This window comes from Archangium gephyra (genome assembly GCF_049060025.1).
In the GTDB taxonomy this organism is placed as follows: domain Bacteria; phylum Myxococcota; class Myxococcia; order Myxococcales; family Myxococcaceae; genus Archangium; species Archangium gephyra_A.
This window is the reverse complement of record NZ_JBMEQQ010000002.1, coordinates 10869420-10883001: the sequence shown is the minus strand read 5'-3', so window position 1 is coordinate 10883001 and position 13582 is coordinate 10869420. Positions and strand designations below refer to the sequence as shown.

The following is a 13582-nucleotide window of genomic DNA, read 5'->3' as shown; positions in this document are numbered from 1 at the left end:
GAGCCGGGGATCGAACCCTGGGCAGGGCGGTAGAAAACCTCAAGCAGGACGCGCAGTTACCCGCTACCGCCTTGATTTTACTGGGGTCGTCATCCCGTCTCGTGCCGTGTCGTTCCCTCTGGTTCCCCCTGAATCCACGCTGGAGGGGCACATACGGGGCACATGAGAGTGCCCCATGGCACAGAGTCGCAGAGAGGGGGCCTGCTCCACTGATCAAGACCTCTTCAAACGGTCCACTTGCAGGGCAGACAACTCTTCTTCCTCCTCCGAGGCCAGGGGGAGCTCATCCCCAATCCCACATACGGGGCATGCACGATCTCGTGGGATGCGCTCCACCCTCGCCTGGAGCGGACCATCGACTGCCCATCCTCCGTGATTGGACCAGATCAGGTGATCCCCGTGAGCCTTCGGGTAATCGAGCCCACCGTCGATCCGCTCTCCGAGAGTCTGCAACGTCATCCGCGCGGTGATCAGCGCGACTTGTTCAACGTCCATCCCGAGCCCGGGGAGCCCTGGTTGCTGATAGGCAGGGACGCCCATGTCAACGCGGTCGAAGCGCGGAAATCGACCGGGCTCCGCGTTTTGAGCGTTCAGCACACACTGGTAGCAGGGTGTTACACCCGGCAGGACCCTGAATACCCGTCCGTGCTCCGCGCGTCCCAATACGGCGGCGAAGATCCCGGGGCATGCGCCGGTCACACACAGATGGTTGACCACGCTTTCCGCCTCGGTCGTGGCGGTGGCGCAGACGACGATGCCCAGCGGGTTATGCGTCACCTCGATGAGGTGCTGCGTCGGATCCATCCCCCAGCCAACCGGATCCAACGAGAGCGCGGCTTGAACTTGGACCACTTCCGCGGCGGGGTTGATCCGGCGGATCGCTCTGCTCACGACCTCCACCTTGGGCAAACAGATCTCGTCCACGCCGCCCACGTGCCGAGCCACGTTTTCCGGGTCGAGGAACTCCGGGTCGAGGAGCACGAACCTCCCCACGCCGGCCTTCGCAAGCGCGACCGCGACACTGCTACCAATGCTGCCTACCCCGACGATCGCGACCTGCGCGCGCTGGAGCCCCCTGCCGCTCCCCAGGCGATCGTCAACGCGCCGGAATATGCGCTCCTCGAGATTCTCTTCAAAGGGTTTTACATAGACCAACCTCTCTTCAGCATTCGTGTCCGGAGAGGCCCCGGTCCTCATGAGGACGAATCTCAACCCATCGTTCAACACCACCAGGATCAGCGCCTGCTCCATGAACAACTGTCGTGCTTGTTCGTTCGGGAGTTGCTGTCGAATCCACCCTTCGAGCGTGTGCCGCGACGAAGGGAGCTGATCCACGGTCTTGTTGATCCTACACCACAATCCCTGCCGCGAATGGTTCAACCCCAGCGCGGCGACCCACGGCGTTCCCAGGCCGGCCTCGAGAGGTCTGGTGATGATCGACGAGGGCGAGGTTCCATCCACGCTCATCACGCGGAGGAGTCGCCCGTCCTCCCGACCAAGCGCCATCAACATTCCCCAGCTCCCCCCCTGACGCAGCGCCGCCGCGATGCTCAGCGGCACGGAGACCCGGATGGAGTGCGTCGTCAGGGGGATGTCCTCGACTCGAGGGAACTCGTCGCGAGCCTCCTGCTCCAAGTACATCACGAGCCGATCGAGTGCCTCTCCCGCTGTGTACTCCGGTCGCCATCCGCGTCGCGGGTCATGCGCGAACAAGCACAGACTCAGATCCCGGAACGTGTACCCATGGGCGCGATGATCAATGGCGCCCGCGCCATCGTCCGACAACTCCCAGGTAACAGGCGGGCGCAAGGGAAACTCCGGCGGCCATACGAGCCGGTACCGCCGAGGTCCGACTGCGGTATCGACCGTGCCTTCGACGAAGGTCACCGGACGCTCCTGAATCCGCAGGATGTTGGGGTGCCGTTGGTGGAGGACACGCAGTTCCTCCAACCACCGCCGCCGGTCACTGTGGGGGAATGGCACGGGCGTCTACCCGAACCTGGAGCCGTGACCATCCGGAGCGGACGGCAGGGATGCCGGAACGGCGGTGACGCTCGAGCGCCCCTCCTTTCCCTTCTCCGGGTAGGGAGCCCCAAAAAGCCCGTACAGGAGGTAATGGGCCCGCTCCGTGTGGCCAGCTTGCGCGAGTTCCCTCGCCTCCTTCAGCGTCGTGGCCGCCTGACTCAACCGTGTCTTCGCGGCGGTCTTCTCCGCGTCGGTCATGCCCTGGTTGATGTGTGGCCCCAGGGCCGCTGGATCCAGCGTATCGAGGAGCACTCGAGACGCCAGTCCCTCGAAGATCTGGATGAGACCATCGAGCCGGTTCTCCGGCTTCGCCACGAGCACATCCCAGATCATTACCTCGATGTGGAACGACCGCAGTCGCGCCCCGTCCGGCTGCCGCCGGTTCCAGTGCTTCACCGCCTTCGTGAGGGGCTTGAGCTCCTTGCCCGCGGCCTCGTTCGCGTCCACTGACATGCGTTCGTGGATACGTGGGTTGGAACGGATCCAGGTCTTCGCTTGGAGGTCCGGAATCCAGAAGATCTCGCTGTCGCCCTCGTCGAGGAACGCGGGGACGACATCGTAGGCGATCCCGGTGGTGGAGAATGAGATGTTCACCGAGCGGTTCTGGGGATCGGCAGTCTTGCCCGGGTACTGCTCCTCGAGCGCGCGTCGCACCGTCTTCAGCGCGTCCATCGGGCTGCTGATGTCCGGGGCGAGCGAGGGCGTGCGCTTCAACACGCAGAACAGGTCGATGTCCTTGAGCGGACGGATGGCCGTGCTCCGCGCGTAGGAACCGGTGAGAAATGGGTAATGGTCGGGCTCGATCTCCAGTCGGCTGGCGAGTCCATCGCGCAGGAACTTGTGCTGGTCGCTGGCGGCCGTCCTCTCGGCGGTGGTGAGTTCGAGTGCGGAAATGAAGTCATGAACTGCTTGTCGAACCTGCATGGTGTCCTCCTGAGAGAGTAGATGCCGTTGGCGCGAAAATCGCGCGCACGAGAGCGTCCCGTGGGTCACCAACCCAGCTCTCGCAGATGGCTTCCAAACGCCTTCTCAATTTTGATCTCGGCGCTATTCCAAGTTCTGGCCCGTTCCGCTTGCAGGATCCAGTCCCGGCTGGTCGCGGCCCGGCGCATGAAACACTCGCGACCTTGCCTCGTGACACTGGCCGCCACGTTCATGCCCTCGGCCGTATCTGGCACCACGCAATTCCCGAGGCGGAGTGACATGCCGCGATCATCATTCCATGGGAATTCACATGGGTCACCACCGATGTAGCAGACGAAATCGAAGAACTGAACGAGGCCGGTCTGAAGAGAGCGTAGCTTGGCTGAAGCGAACAGCCTCGCAGCAATCGTCTCGACACAGAACGACTTGAAGCGCAGTTCCTCGGGCGCGCCCAGATTCCAGGTCTTGAGCAGCTTCACCAACGGCTTGAATAATTCTCCCTGCCTCTGGTTGATCTCCGTCGCCAGTGCACCATGTATTTTGGGCGCGGAGCGGATCCACCCATCATTTTTCGTGTCCGGGATGAGAAGCCGCTCGCTGCCCCTTCCGTCCGCGCTGACCGCGGGGACCACGTCCACATTCAGGTGCCACATCTGGAGCCGAATGGATCGACGTTGAACCCGGAGCTCCGTCTCCGGATACTCCCGCTCCAATGCCCGTTTGAAGGTCTGAAGCACCGCGCCAGGGGCTGGGAGAACGCCGACACTCGGCATCTTCCAATGGCCAGGATCCACGACGAAGATGACGTCCACGTCATCGAGCGGACGAATGGCGGTGGCTCGTGGGTAGCTACCGCTCAGGAAGTGATCCAGGATGACTGACTCCATGTTTCCGGTCTGCAGGATCTCCCGGAGGTAGCGGTGGCTGCGCTGCGCGCCCGCCTTCTCCTCCGGCGAGGGCTCGACGCGGCTAAGTATCCTGCGCAGTGACTCGGTCAGATCCATCATGTGAGTTTCACCGTGACTCATGGCCCGTCCATCCCCGTCAAACCCACGGGGTCAGAACCGCGCGCTCCTTCTCCACCACGTACTCCATCGTCGTACGGAGCAAGCTCTGCTCGAACGTCCGCACGACGTCCACGAGGTCAGCGGGCTCGAACCCGGCTCGTCGCTGCAGTCTCATCAGGCGTTTCCCCCAGACGATGAACATCTCGGTATCGGGAAGCGCCTCGACGACGACCTTGTCGTGCACGTTGTCGAAGCTTCCGCGGAGAGGGGCCAACTCGACAATCAGACGTTCACCGAGCACCTTCCAGATGCCCGTATCGGGTCGAATCGTCTTGGCGCGTGCAAGCTGGAGCGCCCAGATGAGGTAGCGCCGCAAACGCCGCTCCAGCAATTCCCCTATGCGATCGCCGCTCTCCATGCGATCGAAGGTCTCGATGCCCTGAAGGCTCACGTCGATCTCTTCGGCGAGAACCCTTCCAGGCTCGCGCTGGAGCTGCGGGCCGCCCTCTCTCATCCGCCAGCTCACCAGCGTGCCGATCGCCAGGATGTCCGCCCAATAATCCACTTCTTCCAAGGCGAAACCCCCGCGTCCGACGCCACGGTAGTTCTGGGAGGTCAGATCCTGGTCGAAGTGGAAGAGTTCATGCAGCAGATACTGCAGGGCCAAGGGTTCCCGGTAGCGCTCGTCCAGTCGGCGCATGCCTTCGAGCAGCCCGCGCCCGAAAGTCAGCCGCCGCTGCCCGACGCTCAGGCGAGTCTCATCACCCTCCGGCTCATCGGCGATCGTCAGCTCGTGGAGACGCGTCAGGAGCATGTCCCCCTCTGACGGCGCGAGGAACTGCGGGAGATCTTCACGCTTGAGGGTCTCTTTCAATCTCCGGACGCCCGCCAACACCGCCAGCAGGACCTTCTGACGCGCCTGTTCCTGCTTCGGTCCACGGCGCAACTCCACCCGCGATACGGGCTTCCATGGCAAGATGAACGCCAGCTCGTATCCGGGCGGTGCATAGCTGGCCACCCAAGCGCTCCCTATCGCCCTCGGGTTGAAGGCCCGACCCGCCATGAACGCGAGCGACGCCGGTCCCGAGACGAAGAGCGCCAGGCCCGAGTGATTGGGATACGCACGCCGGGTGGCGGCCAGCACCCGCACCAACTCCTCCGCGATCGCGGGTGCATGAGCGGCATCGACCGGCGTACCGGAGCTGTTCCGGCATTCGACCACGCCGGCGATCCCATTCCCCTGCGCCCTCAAGAAGTCACGTACGGCGTCGCGCGGCAGCGCGGCATGGGTTGAGATGAAGACCCCCACCAGGCCATTCGCCTCCGAAGGCACATCACCCAGCCCGCTCACCGTGTCAAAGTAGCGAACCCCATCCGGGGGCTTGTCATCCAACCTCAGGACATCCCACGTGGTATCCTTTCGAACGTTGAGGAACGTCTGAGGTTTCGCCCACGCAGAGAGCTCGGCCCCCAGGAGAACGAAGAGCGGCAACGGCGCCAAGCCCACGATGAAGAACTCCACGGGCGTGGAGGAGGAGTCCCTGAGTGAGCGCGCCTCGCTCGCCAGCCGAGAGACGGCGTTCGCGAGGGCGATCCAGTCCACAGGGCTGGACGTTGGTCGCTTTCCTTTCGGCCCCTGGGTAGTGAAGGTGCTCAGGCGCAGGAATTTCAGCTCCCTCCGTGCCGGAGGAAGAAGGGGCAGGATGTCGTCGTCCGCGACGGAAGCATCCACATCGAGGCAAAGCACGGCATGTATCGTGTTCATGTCATCCAGGTTGAAGTGTGGAGACCCGAGGAGTCCGGCTACATGAGAGGTGTGTCCGCCAGCCGCCGAGCGACCTCGCCCATCGCCGGTCGCTCCAGCGGTTTCTTGTGCAGCATTCCTGCAATCAGGTCGCGGGTAGCCTGTGGAGCCAGGCCCTCCAGCAGCTCGAGTGGGGGCTTCTCCAGGAGGTGCAGATACATCAGATCCTTCTGCTGCTCGGCGACGAATGGCAGCCTGCCCGCCAACATCTGGAACAGGAGAATGCCGAGCGCGTACACATCCGCGGGTCCACCCGCGGTCTTGGATTGCACCCACTGCTCCGGGGCCATGTAGTCCCACGTTCCCAGGAGGGCGCGCTTGGCCGTCGAGATGGCAGAGGCCGCGAGCCCCGACCCCCCTTCATGCCCCTCCTCGCGCGGGATCTTGGCCAATCCGAGATCCGCGAGCTTGACCTCGATGAGAGCGAGGTTATCGGTGGCCACCAGGATGTTGGCCGGCTTCAGGTCGCGGTGGAAGATCCGGGAGTCATGCAAGAACGCGAGCGCGGCGCCGAGCTGCGCGGCGACACGAGTGGCGGCCTGGACCGGGAGCTGGCCTCCGGCGCGCTTGAACAGTCGATGCAGATCTCCGGGAAGCCACTCCAAGACCAGGAAGGGCTGTCCCGTAGGTAAAACTCCCGAGGTGACGGCATGGACTAGGTGCTCGTGACGCAGCTGCTGGAGCGCCTGCGCTTCATTGAGGAAGCGCCCACCCACCTCCTCGTCCGAGCAGAGACTGGGGGAGAGCATCTTCACCGCCACGGCTTGCCCGGTGACCGCGTGGTATCCCTGATACACATCGCACGTGGCTCCGGACGCCACCCTGCGGGCAAGGACATATTCTCCGACACGCATCGCCGCGCTCCCCATCATGTCTTCTTCGTCCGTTGACCCGCCCGCGCCGCCGGGGGTTGCTTCGGACGCAGATCGCGGATGCGGCCCAGCAACTCCAGCTTCGCCCGCAACTCGTCGGCGCAGTCCGGGTAGGCCGCGATGAAAGCATCCTGGTCCACCTTCTCCCCGGCATCGCGCTTCTGCAGGTACGTCAGCAGCGCGGCCCGCGTTGCGTCCGAGCTGGCGCCGGCAGCGCCTTCCTGCATTCGAGCCCTCAAGGTCCGCAGGCCCCGCAGGAGCAACCCCGCCACCGACGCTTGCGTCTTCCCCATCCGGCGCGCCACCTCTGCGACCGGGAGTTCGTCCAGGTGACAGAGCTTGATGGCCTCCTGCTGCTCCTCGGGGAGCTCATAGAGGTAGATGAGGAGCTGGCGCCATGCTTCCCGCTCAAAAACGACCTGACTCGGACTCTTCCCGCGGGAAGGGGTTGCCTCGGCCTCGGCGCTGTCCAGCGGCACGGTGCTCCCAGCGGAGCGCTTCTTCCGCCGCGCTCCCCGGGCCAACTGCGCGGCCTGGTTGGCGAGGATGCGCTTGAGCCACGCCAGCAGCTCGGCCTCCGTCGTGCCACTAAACGTGGAGAACTTGTCGAATGCGCGCAGCGCCGTGTCCTGGGCGATGTCCGAGGCGCGCGCCCCACCCGGTGGCGGCTGAGGAGCGCTCCGCGAGGCCCAGGTCTCCAACTTGCGTTGGTAGCGCCGGAAGAGTTCCTCCAGCGCGGCCTTGTGCCCCCCTCGGGCTCGGCGGATCAACTCCTCTACAGCAACCTTCGACCACACAGTGCGGCTCATCCCCAGGCGACCCTTCCACAGCGCCCTTCGCGCGGGCAACCGCGGTGCACGCGGTGTCTCCTCGCGAGCAATCAGGTGGGCGTCGATCATGTCCGTGTTCATCCGTTGGGATTCCGGCTCCATTCCCTAGGACGCCATTCGCGGACGGATCGCGCGCGGGGTCGGACTTTTTTCGCGAGCGCCAGCTCAACGACACGCCAGGGGGTTGAACGGGGTATCCCCAGGGTTCCAGCGCACAAAGCCCCCCATGGACTCACATCACTGTCCGGTTCCTTGGGGGACAGGGGGCCCGGGGCAGACGAACCGGTCAAACCGGTGGTCCTCGCCATCCATCCCCACGAATGCGCTGACCAACCCACAGCGTTCGTCGTGCAGTGAACGGGCCTGAGCGGCCGCTCCCCGACCACTCAGCAACGCCTCGTGCTCCAACAGACTCTGCGCCAGGACGAGGCCATAGCGCTTGTTGGTTCGCTCGCCGCGGACGAGACCCCGCCCCAGCTCCTCCGCCGCACGATATCGGTCGTCCGCCTGAGGCCCACCACGGGCCGCCTCCACCGAGGCCGACCCGAGGTAAGCGCGAGCGAGGATCCACCGGATGAACTCGTTTCCCGCCTCCACTTCGTTCAGCCTGCGAGCAACACCGAGCGCACGCTCGAGATCGGCCGCGGCCTCCGGGAGTCTTCCTGCACGATGGAGTGCCTCCGCGCGCCAGCACAGCGCATCGGCGAGGAGTGCTTGCTCGTACGCATCACCACTCCGGGCATTTTCTTCGAACAGAGCGACGGCTCGGTCGTACCGCTCGACAGCTTCGGCAGCTCCGGACGCCAGGTCGAGCTCGCCTTGCTCCGAATAGCTCGTCGCCAGGGTCCGCCGATAGTCATCGTCGACGTGGTCCGGCGGCCGATCCAGGAATGCGAGCGCATCAGCGAAATGGCCGCGAGCCTCGTCGAGCCGGCCCCGAGCCAGCACGATCTTCCCGAGCTTGGAGTGGTTCAGCGCCCGGAGCAGCTTGAGCTCCTCATCCTCCGGTCGAGCGTCCAGCCCCTTCTGGATCTCCACGGCTGCGGCATCCAGGAAGCCTTCGGCCCGAGCGAGCGATTCGTTCTGAAAGGCGAAATCCCCGAGTCGATGCTTCGTTGCGATGATTGCCTCGCGAACCTCGGGGAGTTGACGGTCCGCGTGCGGGAGAGACGCCAGGTTCTCGTCGATCTTGTGCAGCATGGCCCGCCGCACCTCGAGCGTATGAGCGACCCTGCCAAGCTTCCAGTCGGCGTCGGAGACGAACTGGTGCGTGGCGAGAACGATGCGCTGGAGATTTTCTTGCAGCTCGCCGCCACTCGCGGTAGGCGCTGAGCGCGCTGAAGGAGATGGCCAGCACCGCGGCCATCGCCGCGAGCGCCAGTCCCTGCCTGAGCCGGACACGACGGCGATCAAGACCTCTCGCGGCGGTGAGGAAGAGGGAGGCACGCTCGCTCACCCTGCGGCCCGGGGAACCGCTTCGGGTGGATAGGCCCGCCGCATCCTCGTAGTGCGCGAGCAGCGAGCCGGAAGGCAACCCTTCCGTCGGGCACCCTGCGTGCTCCCACGATTGCGCGGCGATTTCCAGAGCCGACTGCCGCTCAAGCAAGACGCGCTCGCTCCCGATCCAATCCGCGAGTGACGGAACCTGCTGCAGGAGCGACTCGTGTATCAAGTCCACACGCTGCTCCGCGGGCTCATCTCCGGCAGAGAGCATGATGAGACGAAGCCCCTCCTCCGCGTCGCCCCGAGTCCCGGTCCGCATGCCGGAGAGCCGCATCAAAACCTCCAGCGACAACGCATCTCCCCCTCCGGCCTCGAGTACCTCCCGCCGGGTGCGGGGCCGCCGCGTGTCTGGGACACCGCGGCCGACCTGCACGAGGTCCAGGAGAATCCACTTCGCGCGTTCGCGTCCCTGGGAGCCGAGCCCGTCGAGTAACCGTTCCGCCTGCTGCGCCAGCGCTCCGCCGACTCCACCGAGCTGCTCGTATCGCTCATGGGTCAGCTGGGCGCCGCTGCGCAGGGACCACAGCGCGTGGAGAGCCTGGCCAAGCAGCAGGAGCTGACTTCCTTCGCTCCTCGCGTCACGAACCATCCGCACCGACAGCCCCTCGGAGAGCCGCAGTCCGACGCGCTGGGCCATTCCTTCGATGACCTGCGTCAGCGCCTCCTCCTCCATCGGTCGGAGGTGATAACGCGCAGCCTGGTTGAGCCGCGCCGCCATTCGCGGCATCTGCTCCAGCCGGTGGATGAAGTCGCTCCGAATTGTCGTGAGCAACCGCAGGGGTGAACCAGGCGCGGCGAGTGCTGCCTCCACCCACCCATCAATCTCCGAACAATCCGCGCCCCCCAGCGTGACGAGCTCCTCCATCTGCTCGATCACCAGCAGGAAATGACCCTGCGGAGGCGTGTGCGCGCTCACTATCTCCGAGAGCACGCGAGCATTCGCACGCAGCGCGCGCTCCAACTCCCGAGCCGAGAGGGTGAAGTCGCTTCCGGCGAGTGCATCACGCACGGCCACGGCAAGTTGATGCACCGGATCGTACGACGGGCGAAGGACCGCGACCCTCCAGGCGGGAGCGAGCTGCAAGGAGCGCTCCTTCAAGCGCGGAAGGACGCCAGCCTGTACCAACGACGATTTCCCTACCCCGCTCGGTCCCTCGACTTGCACCCATCGGCGCTCGCCGGACCGCACCTCATCCAGAAGGCTCAGGACGGTGGAGATCTCCGTCTTACGGCCGAAGAACAGCTCGGCATGCGCTTCGGTGAAGGACGCGAGCCCTGGCACTGGACACTCATCCCGTTCGCTCGGCCAGGGTCGCCGTCCGAGCATATCCCGGCAGCGGAGCATCGTCGGACGGGATGCCGGCTCCTTGGCCAGCATGGAGGCGACCAATGCGGACAGCGCGCCCGGAACGGCCGGAGCCAGCTCGCGCAACGGCGGCGGCTCAGCGCGGATGTGCATCGAAATCAGATCGACCGCGTCGTCGGAGACGAACGGCGGCCGACCGGCGAGGAGTTCGAAGAGCAGTACCCCCAGGGCGTAGACGTCCGCGCCACCATCCACCTCCGCCGCGTTCCGGCACTGCTCAGGGGCCATGTACATGGCCGTCCCCAGGAAAACGGGCGCTGCGGTGTGCACCTGCGTGTCGCCCCGGGCATTCGCCTCCGGTGGCACCTTCGCGATGCCGAAGTCCAGCAGTTTGACGCGGTACCCCGGTGTGACCTCGGCATCGGGGCACAGGAACACGTTCTCCGGCTTCAGGTCCCGGTGAACAATGCCCTTGGCGTGGATGTCGGCCATCACTGCGGCGATCTGTTGGCACAGCGAAAGCGCGGCTTCGCTCGGCGGTGGACCCTGCTGGTGCCGCATCCACTCGCGCAGCGACAGCCCCTCGAGGTGTTCCATTGCCAGGAAGGCCGTGCCATCTTCCGTGCGGTCGCAATGAAGGATGCGGACCACGCCCGGGTGCTGAAACTGCGCGAGGGCCCGCGCCTCCTGGACGAACCGAGCCACGAGCTGCGGATCAACGGCCGCAGCCGGAGATAGGAGCTTGAGGGCAACCACCTGGTTCATGCGCTCGTGGAGCGCGGTGAAGACCTCGCCCATGCCGCCCTTGCCCAGCGGCCGCACCAACCTGTATGGACCAACGTGATCGCCTGTTTGCCTCATGCGCGCACGCCGATCATGACCTGAAACGCAGGTCGACGTCTCCTGTTCCCCGGAGTCACACCGAGGAGAGTCCGTGTCCCCCAAGCGGGAGCGGAGGAGGCGAGCGTGGCACCTGATGCAGCAGCGCGGCAGGAGTCGAAGAAGAAGCGCACACCTCGGCTGGATTGGGCCGAGCTGCTGGGCAGGAGCTTCGCGCTGGACGCGTTCGCCAGCCCCGAGTGTGGAGGCAGCAAGCGGGTGGGCTTGCCCCCGGCTACTTCGCGTCCTCGGCCGTCCGGTTCTTCATCAGGGTGGGGTCGCCGATGAAGCCGGAGAACATGAGCCGGTTGGGCGAGCACCTGCCCGCGTCGGCCACCTTGCCGGGCGTGGCGTTGTCCACGAGCACGGAGGTCACCATGGCGGGAGCGGCGGTGGGGTTGCGCTCCAGCAGGAGCGCGGCGAGCCCCGCGACGTGCGGCGCGGCCATCGACGTTCCACTGAGGGGACGGGTGGCGGTGTCATCGGAGATCCACGCCGAGGTGATCTTGTCGCCCGGAGCGAAGACATCCACGCAGGTGCCCCAGTTGGAGAAGGAGGCGCGCTTGTCGCCGTCGGTGGTGGCGCCCACGGTGATGGCGTTGGGGCTGCGGGCCGGAGAGCGCGAGCAGGCATTCAGGTTCTCGTTGCCCGCCGCGACGACGAAGGTGATTCCCGAGGCGATGGCCCTGTCCACCGCGGCATCGATCGACTCGCTCTTGCCGCCGCCCAGGCTCATGTTGGCCACGGCGGGGAGCTGCTTGTTGTTGGCCACCCAGTCCACGCCGGCGATCACCCCCGCGGTGGAACCCGAGCCGCTGCAGTTGAGCACGCGGACGGCATGGAGCTGGACGTTCTTGGCGACGCCGTAGACCTGGCCTCCCACGGTGGCGGCCACGTGCGTGCCATGCCCATTGCAATCATTGCCCTTCTGCCCATCCGAGAAGGAGTCGAAGTCGGCCTGCGCCCGCCCCCCGAACTCGGCGTGCGAGATGCGGATGCCGGTGTCGATGATGTAGGCGTGCACGCCCTTGCCACTGGCGCTGTAGAGGTAGGTCTTGTCCAGGGGCAGGTCGCGCTGATCGACCCGGTCGATGCCCCAGGTGGCCTCGGGCTGGCGCTCACCGATGGCGCGCACCACGCCGTTCTCCTCCACGTACGCCACCAGGGGATCGGCGGACATGGCCCGGGCCTGCTCCGGGGTCATCCGGCTGGCGAACCCGCGCAGCGCATGCTCGTAGGTGAAGAAGGTGCTGCCGCCGTAGCGCGCCGAGAGGCTCTCCGCGGCCACGGAGGGGGCGAGCTGCTTCTCCCCCGGACGCGGCGCCTGGAGGACGACGATGTACTCGCCCTGCACCGGCTGGGCCGCGGCAATGAACTTCCCCTCGCGGGCCATGGGCTCCAGGGTGGAGGCCGTGGGGCACGGCTCCTCGGGAGGCAGCGTGGGCGGTTTCGGAAGGGTCCTGGCCGGGCACCCCAGCAGCAAGGACACGGACACAGCGGACACGGCCATCCACGACACCGTACGGAGACGCATCGCTTCCCCCTGTTGCCAGTTAATAGAAGACTACCTGTTTCAGTTTAATGTGACGTCTGACGCCCCCATTTCCTGTCCATGCCATCCGCACGCCTGTTCAAAAACAGACAGACGGCCGATGCGGGATGGATGTCTTCCATTGTCCGCTACTTCCGGGGCGGCGGCTCCACCCTGCCGGGTTGCTCCGGAGCGGGCTCGCGCTTGAAGGGGCTCCAGGAGACCACCACCTCCTGGCCCGCTGCGTCATGGCCATACAGGGAGTCGAGGATCTGTTTGATGCCGGGCGAAGCCTCGGAGGCGCTCACCGTCACGTAGCCGCGGAAGCCTCCGTTGCCGAGCGCCTCCTCCACCTGGAGCACCTCGCGCCAGGGCCGCATGGAGGTGTCCGCCTGACCGTCCCAGTGGAGGGAAATGCGCTCGAGACGCTCCCAGGTGACGGCGGTGCCCTCCGGGACGCGGACCACCACGTCACTGCGCCAGCCACCCTCGGGGAGTGGGCGCCAGCGGGAGACCCGCAGATCCACGGGAGGAGGCGTGTCCGAGGGGGGCTGTCCGCGGATGAGCGCGAACGCCGTGGCCTCCAGGGGCCCACCCCGGTCGAGGCGGGCCTGGAGCCGCACGGTGAAGCTCTTCACCTCCTGGGGGCCGAGGCCCTGGAGGTCCGTCGCATAGGAGTACTCGACGCGGGGCTCGGAGGTGGTGGAGACGGCGCCATTGCCGAAATCCCACGCGTACGCCACGACGCGCGCACTGCCCTGGTAGAGGGCCTGGAACGTGAAACTCGCCTGCCCTCCCTGGGTGGCCGCGATGCGGAGGGGCTCGTTGCGCTGGGTCTCCTGCTCGCCGCACCGGCGCACGTCGAGGCTCGATCTCGCGTTCGGCCAGCACGCCGACGCGC

The 13582-nt window shown here is 65.9% G+C and carries 10 protein-coding genes; all 10 read right to left on the bottom strand.

Annotation, left to right across the window (positions count from 1 at the left end; translation table 11 throughout):
- Positions 1-213: 213 nt before the first annotated feature.
- The 10 genes from ACN28I_RS47590 to ACN28I_RS47545 all read right to left on the bottom strand — a co-directional run bounded on the left by ACN28I_RS47590 (position 214) and on the right by ACN28I_RS47545 (position 13541).
- A complete protein-coding gene (locus ACN28I_RS47590; RefSeq protein WP_420948478.1) occupies positions 214-1887 on the bottom strand; it encodes a HesA/MoeB/ThiF family protein in 1674 nt (557 codons plus the stop codon).
- Between the two features lie 102 nt (positions 1888-1989).
- The gene (locus ACN28I_RS47585) at positions 1990-3018 is read right to left on the bottom strand and encodes an SMODS domain-containing nucleotidyltransferase (RefSeq protein WP_420948477.1); all 1029 of its coding nucleotides are present in this window, start codon (positions 3016-3018) and stop codon (positions 1990-1992) included.
- Complete coding sequence (locus ACN28I_RS47580) at positions 3015-3956, bottom strand: SMODS domain-containing nucleotidyltransferase (protein ID WP_420948476.1); 942 nt, start codon at positions 3954-3956, stop codon at positions 3015-3017. Before ACN28I_RS47580 ends, ACN28I_RS47585 begins: the two co-directional genes overlap by 4 nt.
- A gap of 37 nt (positions 3957-3993) precedes the next feature.
- Positions 3994-5721: an SAVED domain-containing protein gene (locus tag ACN28I_RS47575; protein ID WP_420948475.1), complete on the bottom strand. Its 1728-nt coding sequence runs from the start codon at positions 5719-5721 to the stop codon at positions 3994-3996.
- A gap of 38 nt (positions 5722-5759) precedes the next feature.
- Positions 5760-6632: a serine/threonine-protein kinase gene (locus ACN28I_RS47570; protein ID WP_420948474.1), complete on the bottom strand. Its 873-nt coding sequence runs from the start codon at positions 6630-6632 to the stop codon at positions 5760-5762.
- On the bottom strand, positions 6629-7441 hold the full coding sequence (locus ACN28I_RS47565; protein ID WP_420948473.1) for an RNA polymerase sigma factor: 813 nt from the start codon (positions 7439-7441) through the stop codon (positions 6629-6631). The genes ACN28I_RS47570 and ACN28I_RS47565 overlap by 4 nt, the downstream gene beginning before the upstream one ends.
- Before the next feature lie 258 nt (positions 7442-7699).
- On the bottom strand, positions 7700-8500 hold the full coding sequence (locus ACN28I_RS47560) for a hypothetical protein (RefSeq protein WP_420948472.1): 801 nt from the start codon (positions 8498-8500) through the stop codon (positions 7700-7702).
- On the bottom strand, positions 8460-11069 hold the full coding sequence (locus tag ACN28I_RS47555; RefSeq protein ID WP_420948471.1) for a protein kinase domain-containing protein: 2610 nt from the start codon (positions 11067-11069) through the stop codon (positions 8460-8462). The genes ACN28I_RS47560 and ACN28I_RS47555 overlap by 41 nt, the downstream gene beginning before the upstream one ends.
- A gap of 316 nt (positions 11070-11385) precedes the next feature.
- A complete protein-coding gene (locus ACN28I_RS47550) occupies positions 11386-12684 on the bottom strand; it encodes a S8 family peptidase (protein ID WP_420948470.1) in 1299 nt (432 codons plus the stop codon).
- Positions 12685-12830: 146 nt separating this feature from the next.
- Positions 12831-13541, bottom strand: a complete 711-nt coding sequence (locus ACN28I_RS47545) for a PKD domain-containing protein (RefSeq protein WP_420948469.1) — start codon at positions 13539-13541, stop codon at positions 12831-12833.
- Between the last annotated feature and the right edge of the window lie 41 nt (positions 13542-13582).